Origin of the sequence: Indolivaga capnocytophagoides DSM 22835 (genome assembly GCF_000426485.1) — a bacterium.
Taxonomy (GTDB): Bacteria; Bacteroidota; Bacteroidia; order Bacteroidales; family Dysgonomonadaceae; genus Dysgonomonas_A; species Dysgonomonas_A capnocytophagoides.
This window is the reverse complement of record NZ_AUFL01000015.1, coordinates 141,561-157,580: the sequence shown is the minus strand read 5'-3', so window position 1 is coordinate 157,580 and position 16,020 is coordinate 141,561. Positions and strand designations below refer to the sequence as shown.

At 39.2% G+C, this 16,020-nt stretch carries 9 protein-coding genes; 8 read left to right on the top strand and 1 reads right to left on the bottom strand.

Translation table 11 applies throughout. The annotated features are described in order from the left end of the window. Positions 1-239: 239 nt before the first annotated feature. Entirely contained in the window at positions 240-1,580 is a 1,341-nt protein-coding gene (locus tag K322_RS0109585; protein WP_026626694.1) for a dihydroorotase, read from the top strand. Between the two features lie 222 nt (positions 1,581-1,802). On the opposite strand, the gene K322_RS0109580 is transcribed toward K322_RS0109585, so the two are convergent. Beyond that, the gene (locus tag K322_RS0109580; protein ID WP_035331793.1) at positions 1,803-3,206 is read right to left on the bottom strand and encodes an OmpA family protein; all 1,404 of its coding nucleotides are present in this window, start codon (positions 3,204-3,206) and stop codon (positions 1,803-1,805) included. 285 nt (positions 3,207-3,491) lie between these two features. Here K322_RS0109580 and K322_RS19060 point away from each other — a divergent pair, with 285 nt between their 5' ends. The 7 genes from K322_RS19060 to K322_RS0109545 all read left to right on the top strand — a co-directional run bounded on the left by K322_RS19060 (position 3,492) and on the right by K322_RS0109545 (position 15,952). Beyond that, positions 3,492-4,826 carry a DUF3329 domain-containing protein gene (locus tag K322_RS19060; RefSeq protein ID WP_157279410.1) on the top strand — a complete coding sequence of 445 codons (1,335 nt, stop codon included), beginning with the start codon at positions 3,492-3,494 and terminating at the stop codon, positions 4,824-4,826. A gap of 5 nt (positions 4,827-4,831) precedes the next feature. Continuing rightward, positions 4,832-5,704, top strand: coding sequence for a beta-1,6-N-acetylglucosaminyltransferase (locus K322_RS0109570; protein WP_026626692.1), 873 nt, complete (start codon positions 4,832-4,834; stop codon positions 5,702-5,704). A 19-nt stretch (positions 5,705-5,723) separates the two neighbouring features. Beyond that, a complete protein-coding gene (locus K322_RS19055) occupies positions 5,724-6,356 on the top strand; it encodes a DJ-1/PfpI family protein (RefSeq protein WP_051290733.1) in 633 nt (210 codons plus the stop codon). Positions 6,357-6,510: 154 nt separating this feature from the next. After that, positions 6,511-7,458, top strand: a complete 948-nt coding sequence (gene cysK, locus K322_RS0109560; protein ID WP_026626691.1) for a cysteine synthase A — start codon at positions 6,511-6,513, stop codon at positions 7,456-7,458. Positions 7,459-7,907: 449 nt separating this feature from the next. After that, a complete protein-coding gene (locus tag K322_RS0109555; protein ID WP_026626690.1) occupies positions 7,908-10,190 on the top strand; it encodes a TonB-dependent receptor in 2,283 nt (760 codons plus the stop codon). Between the two features lie 77 nt (positions 10,191-10,267). After that, a complete protein-coding gene (locus tag K322_RS0109550; RefSeq protein WP_026626689.1) occupies positions 10,268-11,608 on the top strand; it encodes an HmuY family protein in 1,341 nt (446 codons plus the stop codon). A gap of 81 nt (positions 11,609-11,689) precedes the next feature. Next, positions 11,690-15,952: a cobaltochelatase subunit CobN gene (locus K322_RS0109545; RefSeq protein ID WP_026626688.1), complete on the top strand. Its 4,263-nt coding sequence runs from the start codon at positions 11,690-11,692 to the stop codon at positions 15,950-15,952. Positions 15,953-16,020: the final 68 nt, after the last annotated feature.

Sequence of the window (16,020 nt, the reverse complement as noted above, 5' to 3'; positions counted from 1 at the left end):
TCGGGATATTTAATCATCCACTGATAAAATGTTTTTCGGCTGATATTGTGTACTGAGCAGATTTCTCCCAGTGTATACTCATCCTGTTCTATTGCGTCTGCGATTTTCTTGCCTAGTTTTTCTGTGTACTTTGCCATAATTTGAATGTGTTTTTTAGTATAGATAAAAAATGAGATTTCCGACAGTTCAATCGTAAAACATTATCTTTGTCCAAATAATAATCATCAAATCAATGAGCCATGTACTTAATACATAATGCAACAATTATAAACGAAGGAAAGTCTTTTACAGGATCAGTCCTTGTAGATGGAGAACTGATACAAACCATCTATAAAACGACAGGAGATGTTCCACAAGACATACTCAATAGAGCCGAAATCATCGATGGAACGGGACGTTGGCTTATTCCGGGAGTAATCGATGATCAGGTACATTTTCGTGATCCCGGACTGACACACAAGGGTGATATTACGACAGAAAGCAAAGCTGCTATCGCAGGAGGTGTCACATCATATATGGAGATGCCCAACACCAAACCTCAGACTACAACCATAGATGCTTTAAATACAAAGTTCGAATCAGCTTCCGAACGATCATATTCTAACTACTCATTCTATCTGGGAGCAACCAATGATAATCTGGATGAATTGAAAAAAGTCGACAAAAAAAATGTCTGCGGTATAAAAATATTCATGGGATCTTCTACCGGTAATATGCTTGTTGATAAACGTAAGGCATTGGAGTCAATCTTCGGTGAAATCGACATGTTGATCGCAACCCATTGCGAAGAAGAAGAAATTATACAGAAAAACATAGCCTATTACAAAGGGCTGTATGACGAAGATGCCCCTGTAAAATATCATCCATTGATACGGAGCGCAGAGGCTTGTTATCAATCATCCGCAAAAGCTATAGAACTTGCAGACAAACATGGAGCAAGGCTACATATATTACATTTATCCACCGCCCGTGAAATCAGCTTATTTGATATAAAACCGTTGATTGATAAAAAAATCACGGGAGAAGTTTGTGTACATCATCTTTGGTTTTCGGATGAAGATTATGAAAAATATGGCACACGCATTAAATGGAATCCTGCCGTAAAAACGAAGGAAGACAGAGAAGCTCTGATGAAGGGTCTTTTAAGCGGTAAACTTGATGTTATAGCAACTGATCATGCCCCTCACCTACTTGAAGAAAAAATCGGGGGATGTTTTAAAGCAGCATCAGGAGGCCCATTGGTTCAACATTCTTTGCAAATGATGCTGGAACTTGCTAAAAATGGAAAAATAAGCAAAGAAGATGTGGTAGACAAAATGTGTCATGCTCCGGCAACCTTATTCAGAGTACACAAGAGAGGATATATCAGGGAAGGCTATTTTGCAGATCTTGTTTTAGTAAATCCCGAAAAAAGCTATACAATTACCCAGGAAAACATTCTCTACAAATGCAAATGGTCTCCACTCGAAGGAGAAACAGTTTCCTCCACTATCGAAAAGACATTTCTTAATGGACAGATAGCTTTTGAAAATGGAATAATCAAGGGAATTAAAGGTAAAGCTTTAACTTTCGATTACTAAATTCTCAGACCTTCTTGTCTCGTTCTCTCTTCGATAATTATTAATTGTTGACTTTGTAAGCATAACCAGCAAAGCAGGTCATTGCTTTAAAAAACATCATTAAATACTTTCTGTTACTTATTAATATCTCTATCGTTTTAGTATTTATTACAACATTTTATTATTATAAAAAGAAAGACCTTCAGTGAAAACTGAAGGTCTTTTCCTTATATCTTAGAGTTGTTATTCTATCACAAATATTACTACACGATTCCATTCATTTACTGTAAATGGCTGTATTCTATCTCCCGACCAGTTAATAGAAACCCGTGCCGGATTAATACCATATTTTTCGACAAGAGCTTGAGACACTGCTTTAGATCTACGTTCCGACAATTTCATGTTATATTCCGGGTAAGCAGTCTTTTTATCGGCATAACCCGTAACCACAACATTAACTTCAGGGTGCTGATTCAAATAATTAGCAGCTTTATCTATCTTAATCCATTCTGATTGATCAATTACAGATTTATCAATTCTAAAGAATACAGGATCCGGTAAGAATTTAATATCTGTCGAAGGTCTAACGACTTCCACAGGTGGTGGCGGTGGAGGACATGTCGGACATTTCTGATTAGCGATAGTCTCTCTCAATGTATTAACTTGATTGTTCAATCTGTTAATTAACTCTGCATCCATTGGTTCCGCAACCTGCCAATTAGTTTTCCCGAACTTATATGCTAAAGACAATGTCGCTTGTCCGATGGCATCCATACTTTTCTCATCACCAACTTGGCCATCGAATGAATCACTGACCAATGACCCTGAAAACTCAGCATGCAAAGCTAATCTTTCACTTAATCTGAATTTTGAGATAATACCGGCATGAGCACCTACAAGCATTATATTATCATTCCCCATATGAGAGAAAGCATTATACAAACCAATCCCTCCAAAAGGAGTTAATTCAAAGAATCGTTTAGGATTATAATTTCCCACAAGATTAAAGAAGTCAAACATGAAATCAATGTTTACTTGAAAATAGCGCACATGATCCACATATAAAGCTCCTTTTTGTCCCGGTTTCCAGAAATAAGTATTCCCATTTTTACCAATAACAGATTCTTCACTACCGGGATTTGAGGTATTCCAACCTCTATAATTCCATGTAGGATCCCAAGTCAACATACTAGGGTCACCTTGATATTCTTTACCCGGATAACCTGGTTTACCAAGTACACTTTGACCTAAATAATTTTTGGTTCCGTGATTCCATTTCACATATGTTCCGAATTGCCCGTCATTATATCCATGCAATGAACCTCCTGTAAAATTCAATCTTAGTCCCCATATAGGAGAAAAATATTTCGAGATAGAAATTTGGGGAGCAAAGGTCACAGCCTTGGAGAAAGAGCCTTTATTATCATCAATACCAAATAACTTCTGAGCACCACCCCCAACGGAGATAGTCCAGTTATCCTTAAAAGCATTTTTCTTCCAAGTTGTTTTATAAGTATTGTATGTCTGATTGGGTTGACCATATTCAACTTCATCAGGAATCAAATCTCGGCTCAACTCATCCTGAGCTGACAATGTAAATATCCCACTAGAAAACAAGAGTGACAGGAATAAGACCTTGCTATTCATACTAAACATATGTTAATGTTAATCCTAAATACATGTAATACTCCGCAAATATATATTGTTTTTTTGTATTCTGAAACAAATAATTCCTTTTTTCTCTTTTTAACGGAAGAAATTAGATCCTCATATAGAGAATTCTACCTCCTTATTTATACAAAAACAATCCAAAAAATTCCTATATTTGCCCATAAGTATTTCTTAAATAAACCACCCATATAAATGTTAACAAAACCCTTTTATACATCTTCGAAAGCTATTATTTTCACAAAAAATAAGTTAAACGCCTTTATGGATAAATTTGGTTTTACCGATAAAGAGGATGATCTATGTAAATACTCCAATAAAATATGTTTCGTCCTTTTTCTTATTTTTGTTTTTTTAACTATTTTAACACTAAATATATTAACTCCTTTAATTGGTGATGACTTCGTTTATAGTTTTGTTTACCAAACAAATCAAAAACTATCGTCTTTAAATGATATAATCATATCACAACAGCTCCATTACAGCAAATGGGGCGGAAGAACCGTCGTACACCTTATAGATCAACTTTTATTATACAATTACTCTCCACTAAGAACAGATTTACTGAATAGCATCGCATATACTTTACTTATTATCGTGGTATACAGTCATGTCACAGCAAGACGAACATTCAGCCCAAACTTATTAGTTATCATATTCTGCCTTATGTGGTTTATACAACCCGTATTTGCCGAAACATGCTTGTGGCTGACAGGAAGCAGCAATTATCTGTGGGGTACACTCCTCATATTACTATTCTTATTACCCTACAGACTGTACAGCAATAAGAAAAAGAACTTACACAAACGACTAATCTACATTTTCACCATGTTTATCTGTGGAATTATAACCGGATGGACAAATGAGAATACGGCTGCCGCAATGATTGTCATGATCCTATCATTCATCTACTACTATAAATCGGAAAAATGGAATATTCCTTTCTGGGCTTATGCCGGACTCGCCGGGGCAATAATAGGGTATATATTGATGATAGCCGCTCCCGGTAATTTCGCCAGAGCCAGTGAAGCTCCATCATTAAGCTTCTTCCTAATTATCTACAGGCTGCTGACGTACACTCAACGGCTGATTATGTATTTAGGTGCATTGAATCTGGCATTAATTGTCTGCTACTTTATATATAAAAAGACTGAAAGTAAAGAGAAGATCAGCGATTTTCGTTATATAGCTGTTTATTTTATCGGAGTATTCGTTTCCATCTATGTTATGATTGCATCTCCATCATTTCCTGCAAGGGCATGGTTTGGTACAATCTGTTTCAACATAATCGCATTCGGAATAATGTACCGTCGGTTAAATAACAGCGATAAATTGGTAAAAAACATCAAAACAGCCCTTTTTATCGGATCTATCTTTATATTTGCAGCCAGTTATTATGATGCATACAAAGATGTCTCGAACATAAATAACATTTGGAAAGAAAGAGAGGTTATTATAGCCGAAAAGAAAAAAGCAGGAGCCGATTCCGTAACATTCAAAGAATATCAGGCAAAAACAAAATTCGGATTGGGAGATACGTATTATGCTCTGCCCTATATTTCGAAATATTACGAAATTGAATTTATTCTCGAAAAATAAGACACATGCAAGCTATTCTGATTACAGCATATAAAAACATAGAACACCTCGAAGAAATCGTCCGTTTTTTCGGAGAAGAGTTCAATATCTATATCCACATAGACAAGAAAAGCAAGATAACGACTGAATCAATAGACGAATTGCTAAAGAATAAAAACATTGCTTATATCTCCCGCCAATATAAAATAAACTGGGGAGGACTAAATCACCTGTTAGCCATAGTAGAATTAGCCGAACAAGCCTTCAGTGATGAGCGGAACGAATACTTTCACCTGATTACGGGACACGATTTCCCTATCAAGTCAAAAAATGACTTTTCCGATTTCATCAATAAAAACAAACATTCCAATTATATGGAATACCACAAGCTCCCCTATGCCGATTGGCCCGAAGGAGGGATGGATCGTTTATCGAGATATAATCTATATGATTTGATCGACGGCAGAACCGGAAGCAAGGAAATATTACTGAAACGTTTCTCAAAAATCCAAAAACTATTAGGTATCAAAAGACGTTTATCTAATAACTTCCCCGACCAATACGGAGGATCTACTTATTGGTCATTAAACAGGGAGGCACTTGAATACACTTTTTCCTTTATGAGAAACAACCCTGATTACTTGAAGAGGTTTAAATATACATTCTGTGCAGAAGAAATTTTCTTCCAGACGATATTATTAAATTCTCCGCTCAAAGATACGATCATAAATAACAACCTGCGATTTATTGTCTGGGAAAATAGGAATGGAAATTTTCCGGCAAATCTAGACAATACAGACTATAACAATATTAAAAAATCAGAGGCTTTATTTGCCCGAAAGTTTGAGTATCCTGCGTCGACCGGATTATTGGCTATAATAAAGCAAGACATTATATAATTATATTATATCGAAAAGTATGCAAAATAAGAAAGTATTAGTGTTTCTAGCAAAGGCATTTGAAACTATGGAATTTTGCGTCTTTATAGATATTCTCGGCTGGGCAAGAGTTGACTACGGACATAATCTGTTAGTCGACACTTGTGGTTTTACTGAAAAAGTTATAAGCACTTTCAATATACCTGTAACGGTTGATAAAACCATTGGAGAAATAAACGTTGACGAATATGATGCATTAGCAATACCGGGAGGATTTGAAGAATTTGGTTTTTATGAAGAAGCCTACAACGAAAGATTCTTAGAATTAATTAAAGAGTTTGATGCAAAAGGTAAAATTATCGCAACAGTTTGTACCGGGGCACTTCCTTTAGGTAAAAGTGGAGTTCTTAAAAATCGGAAAGCAACCACTTATCATTTGAATAATGGTTACAGGCAAAAAGAACTGAAAGAATTTGGAGCGAATGTTGTGAATGAAAGAATAGTCGTTGATGGTAATATTATTACGTCTTATTGTCTAGAGACAGCACCAAGTGTAGCATTTGAATTATTAAAAATGCTGACCTCTGAGGAAGATATGTCAGTAATAAAAAAAGCTATGGGTTTTGAGGAAGAAGAATTTATAATCCAAAAGAATATCAACAAAAAAGTCTGAACCTTTAATTCTAAAAATACCCTGTTTATGGTATTTGAATTATAGCCCGGAGAGAATAACTTTGTATTAAGATTAAAACAATAAAAAAACAGGTCGAATACCTTCAGCTAATCAATATTGCAAAAAGGTCTGAGACCTTAAAACAATAAAAATTATGGGAACAATAGCAAAAAAATTAACAGACCTGATCGGTAACACTCCTTTACTCGAACTTTCGAACTACGAGAAAAAACATAATCTGGAAGCAAAAGTTATAGGTAAATTAGAATATTTCAATCCTGCATCAAGTGTAAAAGACCGCATTGCTCTAGCAATGATCACCGATGCTGAAGAAAAAGGCTTATTAAAACAAGATAGCGTAATTATTGAACCTACCAGTGGAAATACAGGTATAGGTTTGGCTTTTGTATCGGCAGCCAAGGGATATAAACTAACCCTGACTATGCCCGAAACGATGAGTATAGAACGCCGCAATTTATTAAAAGCCCTTGGAGCAAATATAGTATTGACTCCCGGCCCTGATGGCATGAAAGGAGCTATAGCAAAAGCAAACGAATTGAAAGAGACTACTCCTAATGCAGTAATTCTTCAACAATTCGAAAACCCTGCAAACCCTGCGATCCACCGTAAAACCACAGCCGAAGAAATATGGAGAGACACAGATGGAAAAGTAGACATCGTTGTTGCCGGAGTAGGAACAGGAGGTACAGTCAGCGGCGTAGGAGAAGTACTGAAACAACGCAACCCTAATATTCAGATTGTAGCTGTAGAACCTAGCGATTCTCCCGTTCTATCTGGAGGAAAGCCAGGCCCTCACAAAATACAGGGCATCGGAGCCGGTTTTATTCCTAAAACATATGATGCAAGTGTTGTCGATGAAATTATTCAGGTACAAAATGACGATGCAATCCGTACCAGCAGAATATTAGCCCGCGAAGAAGGACTACTTGTCGGAATATCATCAGGCGCAGCTGTATATGCAGCAGCCGAATTGGCGAAACGCCCCGAAAATAAAGGCAAAAATATTGTAGCGATATTACCCGATACAGGAGAACGCTACTTATCAACCGTTCTTTACGCATTTGAAGAATATCCTCTATAAATAAGAAAGAGTAGAAATAAAAATAGAAAGAAGACTGCATTTAGCGGTCTGAGACCGAAAACCGGAAGATTGTTCATTTACAATCTTCCGGTTTTCTTTGTTTAGAATATGTCTAATTTTACAGTAATTATGAGGAACAGTGTCTTAAATACTACATCAAACTCGAATAATCGCTAAAAAGTATTATAAAAATTAAAAATCTCACTACTTCTAGGTATTGCAGGCCTTTTACATTCAATCTACATTTGTTATCGTAAAATTAGCTAATTGTCGACAATCCGGATTTACAGGGTATATAACCCTTATCATTTGGTATTGAATGTGGTACAACAATAAGGCCGCCAACCTTTTGTTCATTATAGCACAAGAAATACCCGATGATAATTACCAACATCAATATTTTACCAAATAACAAAAGTCTGAAAGACTTCTAATAAACAATTAAATATATGTTTAGATATATATATGTTGTAATTGCCATTCTGGCAGTTACCCTGCCCTCTTTTGCTCAAAAAAATGCAAAAACAAAAGTAGAGGGCATAGTCAGAACAACCGATGCATATCCGGCCGAATACATTTCGGTTTCTCTCAAAGGAACACCATATGGCTCTGTATCCGACAGCAAAGGATATTTCGAATTTGAAGCACCCGAAGGGGAATACACCATGCAGGTGTACTCTATATCGGCTCACAGAAAAGAATTTCCGGTAACAATCAAATCAGGATCAATTAATAGATTTGACGACCTGACTATTATCGAAAATAAAAATCAGCTAAACGAAGTAGTCGTTACAGGACAGTTTACACCTCAATCCATTCAGAACTCAATATACAAGGTTAGGGTTATCTCTCAACAGCAAATACAGCAAAAAGCGGCAACCAGCCTGCAAAGCCTTTTAAATACAGAAATAGGCATCCGTCTATCAAATGATATGGCCTTGGGCGAAACCGATTTCGAGATAATGGGTATGAGTGGAAATAATGTAAAAGTACTGCTCGACGGTATTCCGATGATAGATCGTCTGGACAAAAAACAAAGTTTGAGCCAGATCGATATAAACACAATAGAGCGTATAGAAATTGTCGAAGGTCCGATGTCTGTTATCTACGGTAGTGATGCCCTTGCAGGTGTAATAAATGTTATTACCAAAGGAGGATCAGCAAAAGACGGAAAAAAACTTTCAGTAGGAGCCCGTATTCAGGAAGAAAGCATCGGCGACGAATACAATTTCTTCGATAAGAAAGGAATACATAACGAAGGAGTTAACGCAAGATATGCTTTTGATAACGGATTATTCGCCGCCGGAAGTTTTACCCGAAACCGATTCGGAGGATGGCAGGGAGACTCTACAGGACGAAAAAAACAATGGCAGCCTAAAGATCAATATCTAGCGGGAGGACAAATAGGAATGTCAAAATCGAACTACAACTTGTCATACAGGCTCGATTACCTGAATGAAAACCTACTTACCGAAGCCGACATCAACAAGGTAAATAATACCACCTCGGACAAAGAGTTCATTGTAAACCGTTATACTCACCAGTTGCAAGGAAACTGGAAAGCAAGTAACAACTTAACGTTTTCTCTTGCCGGATCATATCAGGATTACAGCAGACGTACCCGTACTACAAACATAGACCTCAACACCGGAAAAAAGACACTATCGACCAATGCCGGAGAACAAGACAAAACCACTTTTGACGCTTGGTTCGGACGACTTATGGCAGTCTGGAAAGTAAGAAACGACCTGACTCTTCAACCGGGAGTCGAAATACAATCCGATAACGGAGAAGGAGACCGGATGAATGGAGCCCATACGATCACCAATACTGCAGTATTTTTATCAGCAGAATATTCTCCTCTGGAATGGTTGACGATACGTCCTGGAGCACGCTCGTCATTCAACTCTGTATACGATGCTCCTTGGGCTGTACCCGCCTTAAATGTAAAAGCTAAACTTAGCGGCGACCTCGATTTGCGGGCATCATACGCAAGAGGATTCAGAGCCCCTACCCTACAGGAATTATATTATTCATTCCACGACTCAAATCACAATATAGATGGAAACCCCGATCTGAAAGCCGAATACTCAAACAGCTATCAGGTATCACTGACATGGCGTTCTATTCACAAAGAAGATATAAGACTGACAAATCAGCTAACAGGATTTTTCAACGATTTCAGAGACCGTATTTCTTTGACTGAATCAAAAGAAAACTCCAGTTACAGCAAATATTACAATATAGACAAATACAGAACCCTAGGGCTGACTTTCGAAAACAACCTGTATTGGAAGTCCTTAAGAGCCTCTTTGAACATGTCTTTGGTTGGACGTTACAACAAATTGTACGAAGACCAAGCACTGAAAGACGAAGACATGTCAAAATTCAGATACTCACCCGAAGTAGCCGCCAATATCAGCTACGACTGGAGCAAAGTTGCCACATTCAGTGTATTCTACAAGTTCACAGGAAAACGTAAAGAATACATGTATGATTCGAATGACAAACTCGATTTATTGGGCAAAAGCAGTTTCAACTGGGCAGACTTTACGGTATCTCGCCCTATCTGCAAACTATTGACTGCGACAGCAGGAATCAAAAATATCTTTGACATCACTACAGTACGTGACAATACCACAGGCGGAGCTCACAGTGGTGGTACCGGTGTAAGCCAGATGGCATGCGGACGTTCGTATTTCGTAGGACTGTCATTTAATTTCGAACAATAAGAGTTACAGACCCTTCTGCTACTTTAGCAGATAAAACAAATCATCAAATTTCAACAATTATTTTTAAATAAAACAGAATGAAAAAGTTTTTCTATTTAAGCTTAGTTTTAGCAGGATTATTCGTAACGTCATGTAGCGACGATGATCCCCCTTTAGCAGACAATACTGTCAATTTTTCTGCAACCGAACTGGGAATTTCTGAAACAGAATCATCCAAATCTTTCACAATCAATATAGACAGAGCCGAAAGCTCAGATGTTACAGTTAATATTAACGTTACTGCAGCAGGAGTAGTCTATGGTGAAGATTTCACCACGACTCCCGCCACATCAGGCAACGCAATAAGTGCCACAATTAAAGCGGGCAGCACATCAGCAACTGTTGAAGTGAAAAAATTGGCAGAACTTCTCGAAGGTGACGAATCGATAACTTTCGATATCAGCTCAGCAACAGGAGGCTTGGTACTGGGAGATAAGAAATCATTGAAACTGACATTCGGAGCCATCGTATCTACAGGATCTACAATGACACTTCAAGGTGGAGAAGGCGGATCGGCAGCTGCAAACTCTGTATTTGTCGATTTCAGCAGTAATGAACAAACTTCAATAGCCCGTGCATCATGGAATCTTGGTTTTTACAATGGCAGTGAATTTGGTGTAATTATGAATAACACCTTACCAACAACCGCAAAAGTAACAGATCTTGCTATTGACGCTGTAATATCAGATGCTGAAGCAACAACATACCAAACAGAGCTTACTCTGAACTACACAGATAAATTTGCTTATCTGGACGATCTAACCGGAGATTTATCTAAATCAGTAATTAAAGAAGAAGGAAAAGTGTATCTGGTAAATTTCGCAGGACTTACACCTCAGCTTTATAAAGTAAAAGTAACTAAAAAAGATGTCGACACATATACAGTTCAGTATGCAGCAAGCAACAGCGCAACAGTAAAAAGTATAGACGTTGCGAAAAACGCAAGTTATAATTTCACATATGTTTCGTTCACAGACAATAAGATAGTACAAGTGGAACCCGAAAAAACTAAATGGGATATCCAATGGACTCGCGCTATCTATGTAACATCCGGGATACCCTACATCTTCTCTGATTTAGTATTCATCAATAATAGAGGAGGAGTATCTGTTGCAACGGTAACTATTTCCAGCACTCTGACTTATGCTAATGTAAAAGCTAGTGATGTAAAAGATTCAGATTTCTCTTCAGAAGTAGATGCTATCGGAAGCAAATGGAGAGCTACTACCGGAACTAGCGCAGGTGTTACACAAACACAGTTCTATCTGATAAAAGATGCAGCAGGCAATATTTACAAACTTCGATTCTTAAAAATGGGAGTTGGCTCTGATGGTGGAACTCGTGGTTATCCGGAAATTGAATATGCATTGGTTAAATAAGGTCTCAGACCATTTAAAAAATATCTAACAGAGATTGACAGGCCGAAAAAATCGGGCTGTCAATCTGCATTTTTTCACTTTATGTCAAAAAACAAGATAATCATCGCAATAGCGGCTGTCATTCTTATCGTTGGAGGATGGATAGCATGGTCTAAGCTGGCGTCAACTACAAAAATTGCATTGGTCAATTTCCAGCAATTTCAGGCGACAAGCTTTATCAAGTCGAATAACGATAACTTTATCGAATACGAGAATGTTCCGTTAGAAGAACTTGACAAACTGAAAAATTACGATTTCGTACTCGGATTCGGAATGGGAATGAAAGTTTCTGCCGAACAACGGGCACAGATACAGGAAGCTGCGAACAAAGGAGTTCCTATTTATATCTATGCCGCAACTAGTCCTGATAATGCGATTTGTAATCTCGACAGTATCCTGAAAGAAGATATATCAAACTATCTTAAAAACGGTAACAAAAAAAATTATCAGAGTATGGCGAGATATATCCGTCAGTACATCGATAAGAAAACACTATTTGTTACCCCGGCCGATTCGGTCTCGGAAACAGCCGATGATGTACTTTTCCATCTGGATGAGAACCTGTCATTCTCGACTATCGCACAATATGAAGCCTATCTCAAAAAGATTAATGTATACAAAGAAGGAGCTCCCCGTATAGCTATGGTCGGAGGATTTAACGATCCTTTCAGCGGCAACAGGGATAACATCGACAGCATAATTGTTTCGATGCAGAATGCAGGAATGAATGTTTATCCGGTTGCATCAGCTATGAAACGTATGGAGTTTCTGAAAGAAATTAATCCTGATGCTGTACTTTACTTTGCTCACGGACGATTGGCAATGGGACAAGCCGATGCAGCTGTCGATTGGCTCAAAGAACGGAATATTCCGATATTTACACCTCTTACCATCCTCCAGACAACTGACGAATGGATGAAAGACCCTATGGGAATGTACGGAGGCTTTATGTCACAAAGCATCGTTATGCCCGAACTCGACGGAGGCATCTATCCATATGTGATAACTGCTCAGGAAATAGACAATGATGGGAATTACCTGTTCAAAACAATTCCCGACAGATTGAGGAACTTCACTCAGATAGTGAAAAACTTTACAGAACTGAAACGGAAGAGCAATGCCGAAAAGAAAGTTTCGATTTACTTCTTCAAAGGAGCAGGACAATCAACCCTGACAGCTCAGGGTCTCGAAACCGTACCTTCGCTTTACAATCTGCTGAAACGTCTAAAATCCGAAGGATACAAGGTAGACAACCTGCCTGCTACAGAACAGGATTTCGAAAAGCTATTGATGGTTCAGGGCTCGGTATTAAGCACATATGCCGAAGGAGCTTTTGATAACTTCTTAAAGAACGGACATCCCGCACTTGTTGAAAAATCGGAGTACGAGTCATGGATACACCAATCACTGTCTCCCGAGTTATATAAAGATGTGGTAAATACCTACGGCGAAGCACCCGGAGCATACATGTCTGTCAACAAAGACGGCAAATCGTATCTGGCTGTAGCCCGTATACAATTCGGAAATATCGCTTTGCTTCCTCAGCCGATGGCTGCGCTGGGAGGAGACTCTTTCGCTATTGTACACGGTGCAAAATCGGCTCCTCCTCATACATACATCGGAGCATATCTGTGGTCGCAGTACGCATTCAAGGCAGACGCAATGATACACTTCGGCACACACGGCAGTCTGGAGTTTACCCCTCAGAAACAAGTTGCTCTTGGCAGCAACGACTGGCCTGATCGTCTGGTCGGAACTATCCCCCACTTCTATTACTATACAATCGGTAATATCGGAGAAAGTATGATGGCGAAACGCCGTTCGTATGCAACGACCGTATCGTACCTTACTCCGGCATTTATGGAAAGCAATACCCGTTCGCAGTTCCGTACATTACAGGAAAAAATCAGGGATTATTACAAAACTGATGAAGTGAGACAACCTCAGGCATCATTGGCTGTAAAGAAAATAGCTGTAGCAATGGGTCTTCACCGCGATCTGCGTCTCGACAGCATAATGACTAATCCTTACAAGGCAGAAGATATAGAACGTATCGAAAACTTTGCGGAGGAAATTGCCAACGAAAAAATGAACGGACAACTTTATACAACGGGGGTACCTTATACACCCGAAAAAATACGTTCATCGGTGATGGCTATGAGTGCCGATCCTATCGCCTATAGTCTTGCGGCATTGGATAGACAAAGCGGAAAAGTATCCGAAACCCAGTTGAAAAATAAAGCATTCTTTACTCAACGGTATTTAGATCCTGCAAAAACGCTGGTAAATCAGATTCTGGGAGGAAAGGCTGTAACCGATGCTCTGATTTGTCAAATTGCAGGTATTACAGAAAAAGACCTGAGCGAATCGAAGACCATCCTGACTCCGCCTAAAAGAGGAATGGCGGCAATGATGGCTGCTTCTACCGATTCTAAAAACGGTAAAGCCGAAAAAGGAAAACCTTCGGGAGGACATCCTTCATGGATACCGAAAACAGGTAAAAAACCGGATCATGCTCAAGCTGCCGACACTCAGAAACAGGCAAAACCTCAGCATCCGCAAGGAGCAGGTTCTCCTATGGGTCAAGGCAAACCTAAAGCTCCGGAATATACCAAAGAACAAAAAGACAAAGCAAGAGCCATTGCTGAAATAGAACGCACCATCAACAACATTACGGCATATAAAACAGCATTGGAACAAAGCCCCGAAGCTGAATTAAAGTCTATCATAAATGCCCTTTCGGGAGGATATATAGCACCGTCTTCGGGTGGAGATGCAGTAGCCAACCCCAATGCAGTACCTACAGGACGTAACCTTTACGCTGTAAATGCCGAAGCAACACCTTCGGAAGTAGCATGGGACAAAGGAGTTGCTCTTGTAAATGCAACATTAGACCAATACAAAAAACAACATAAGGGAGAATATCCCCGTAAGGTCAGCTATACTTTCTGGAGCAGTGAGTTTATCGAAACAGAAGGAGCGACCATCGCTCAGGCTTTATATATGCTGGGCGTAGAGCCGGTTCGTGACGCTTTCGGGCGTGTATCGGATCTTCGGTTAATTCCGACAGCTGTATTAGGTCGTCCCCGTATTGATGTGGTTGTACAAACTTCGGGACAATTCCGTGATCTTGCCGCATCTCGCCTGTCGCTTATCAGCAAAGCGGTTGAAATGGCAGCATCTGCCAAAGACGATAAGTTCGACAATATGGTATCGAAAAGTACCGTTGAAATAGAAAAACAACTGGTAGAACAAGGTGTATCACCCAAAGATGCCCGTGCCATGTCTACTCAACGTGTATTCGGCGGTATCAACGGAATGTACGGAACAGGTATTCAGGGTATGGTGACAAGCGGAGATAAATGGGAAAGCGAAAAAGAAATTGCCGACACATATATCAACAATATGGGTGCCGTATACGGCAGCGAAAAAGAATGGGGAGAATTCAAAGCCGGACTTCTACGTGCTGTCCTCCACAATACGGATGTAGTGGTGCAACCACGACAAAGTAATACATGGGGAGCCTTGAGCCTCGACCACGTATACGAGTTTATGGGAGGTATGAATCTTGCCGTACGTGAAGTTACAGGTAAAGATCCTGATGCTTATTTTGCCGACTATCGCAACCGCAATAATGTCCGCATGCAGGAACTGAAAGAAGCTATCGGTGTAGAATCACGCTCAACGATCTTCAATCCGGCATACATCAAAGAAGTAATGAAAGGCGGAGCATCAAGCGCAGCACAAATCACCGAAGTGGTAACCAATACTTACGGATGGAATGTGATGAAACCCGATGTAGTGGATAATGAAATGTGGAATGAGATTTATGACGTTTATGTAAAAGACAAACTGAATCTGGGAACACAGGAATTTTTCCGCCAGCAAAATCCGGCCGCATTGCAGGAAATCACCGCTGTGATGATGGAAACCGCCCGCAAAGGAATGTGGAAAGCAAGTGAACAACAGCTTGCTGATATCGCACAACTACATACCAATCTGGTTAAAGAGTTCGGATCTACGGGATCGGGATTCTCGGGAGAGAATGCCAAATTGCAAGATTTCATCTCGAAAAAAGTATCTGCGGAAGATGCCAAAGCATACAACCAGCAAATACAGCAGATGAAAACCTCCGGAACATCATCCGATGCCTCCAAGAATGGCATGGTTCTGAAAAAAGATCAGGTCGGAGGAACCGATGACGGAGAAAAAACATCTCTGAACGGATTTATCATAGGGGCTGTGGTCGTAATCGTATTCTTCATTCTCTTGTTTATACTGAAAAAGAAAAGAAAGAAAGATTAATCACTTGTAACTGGTTAATGTGCCAATAACTATCTTATTGGCACATTATATCATTCCCTAAATAAAAA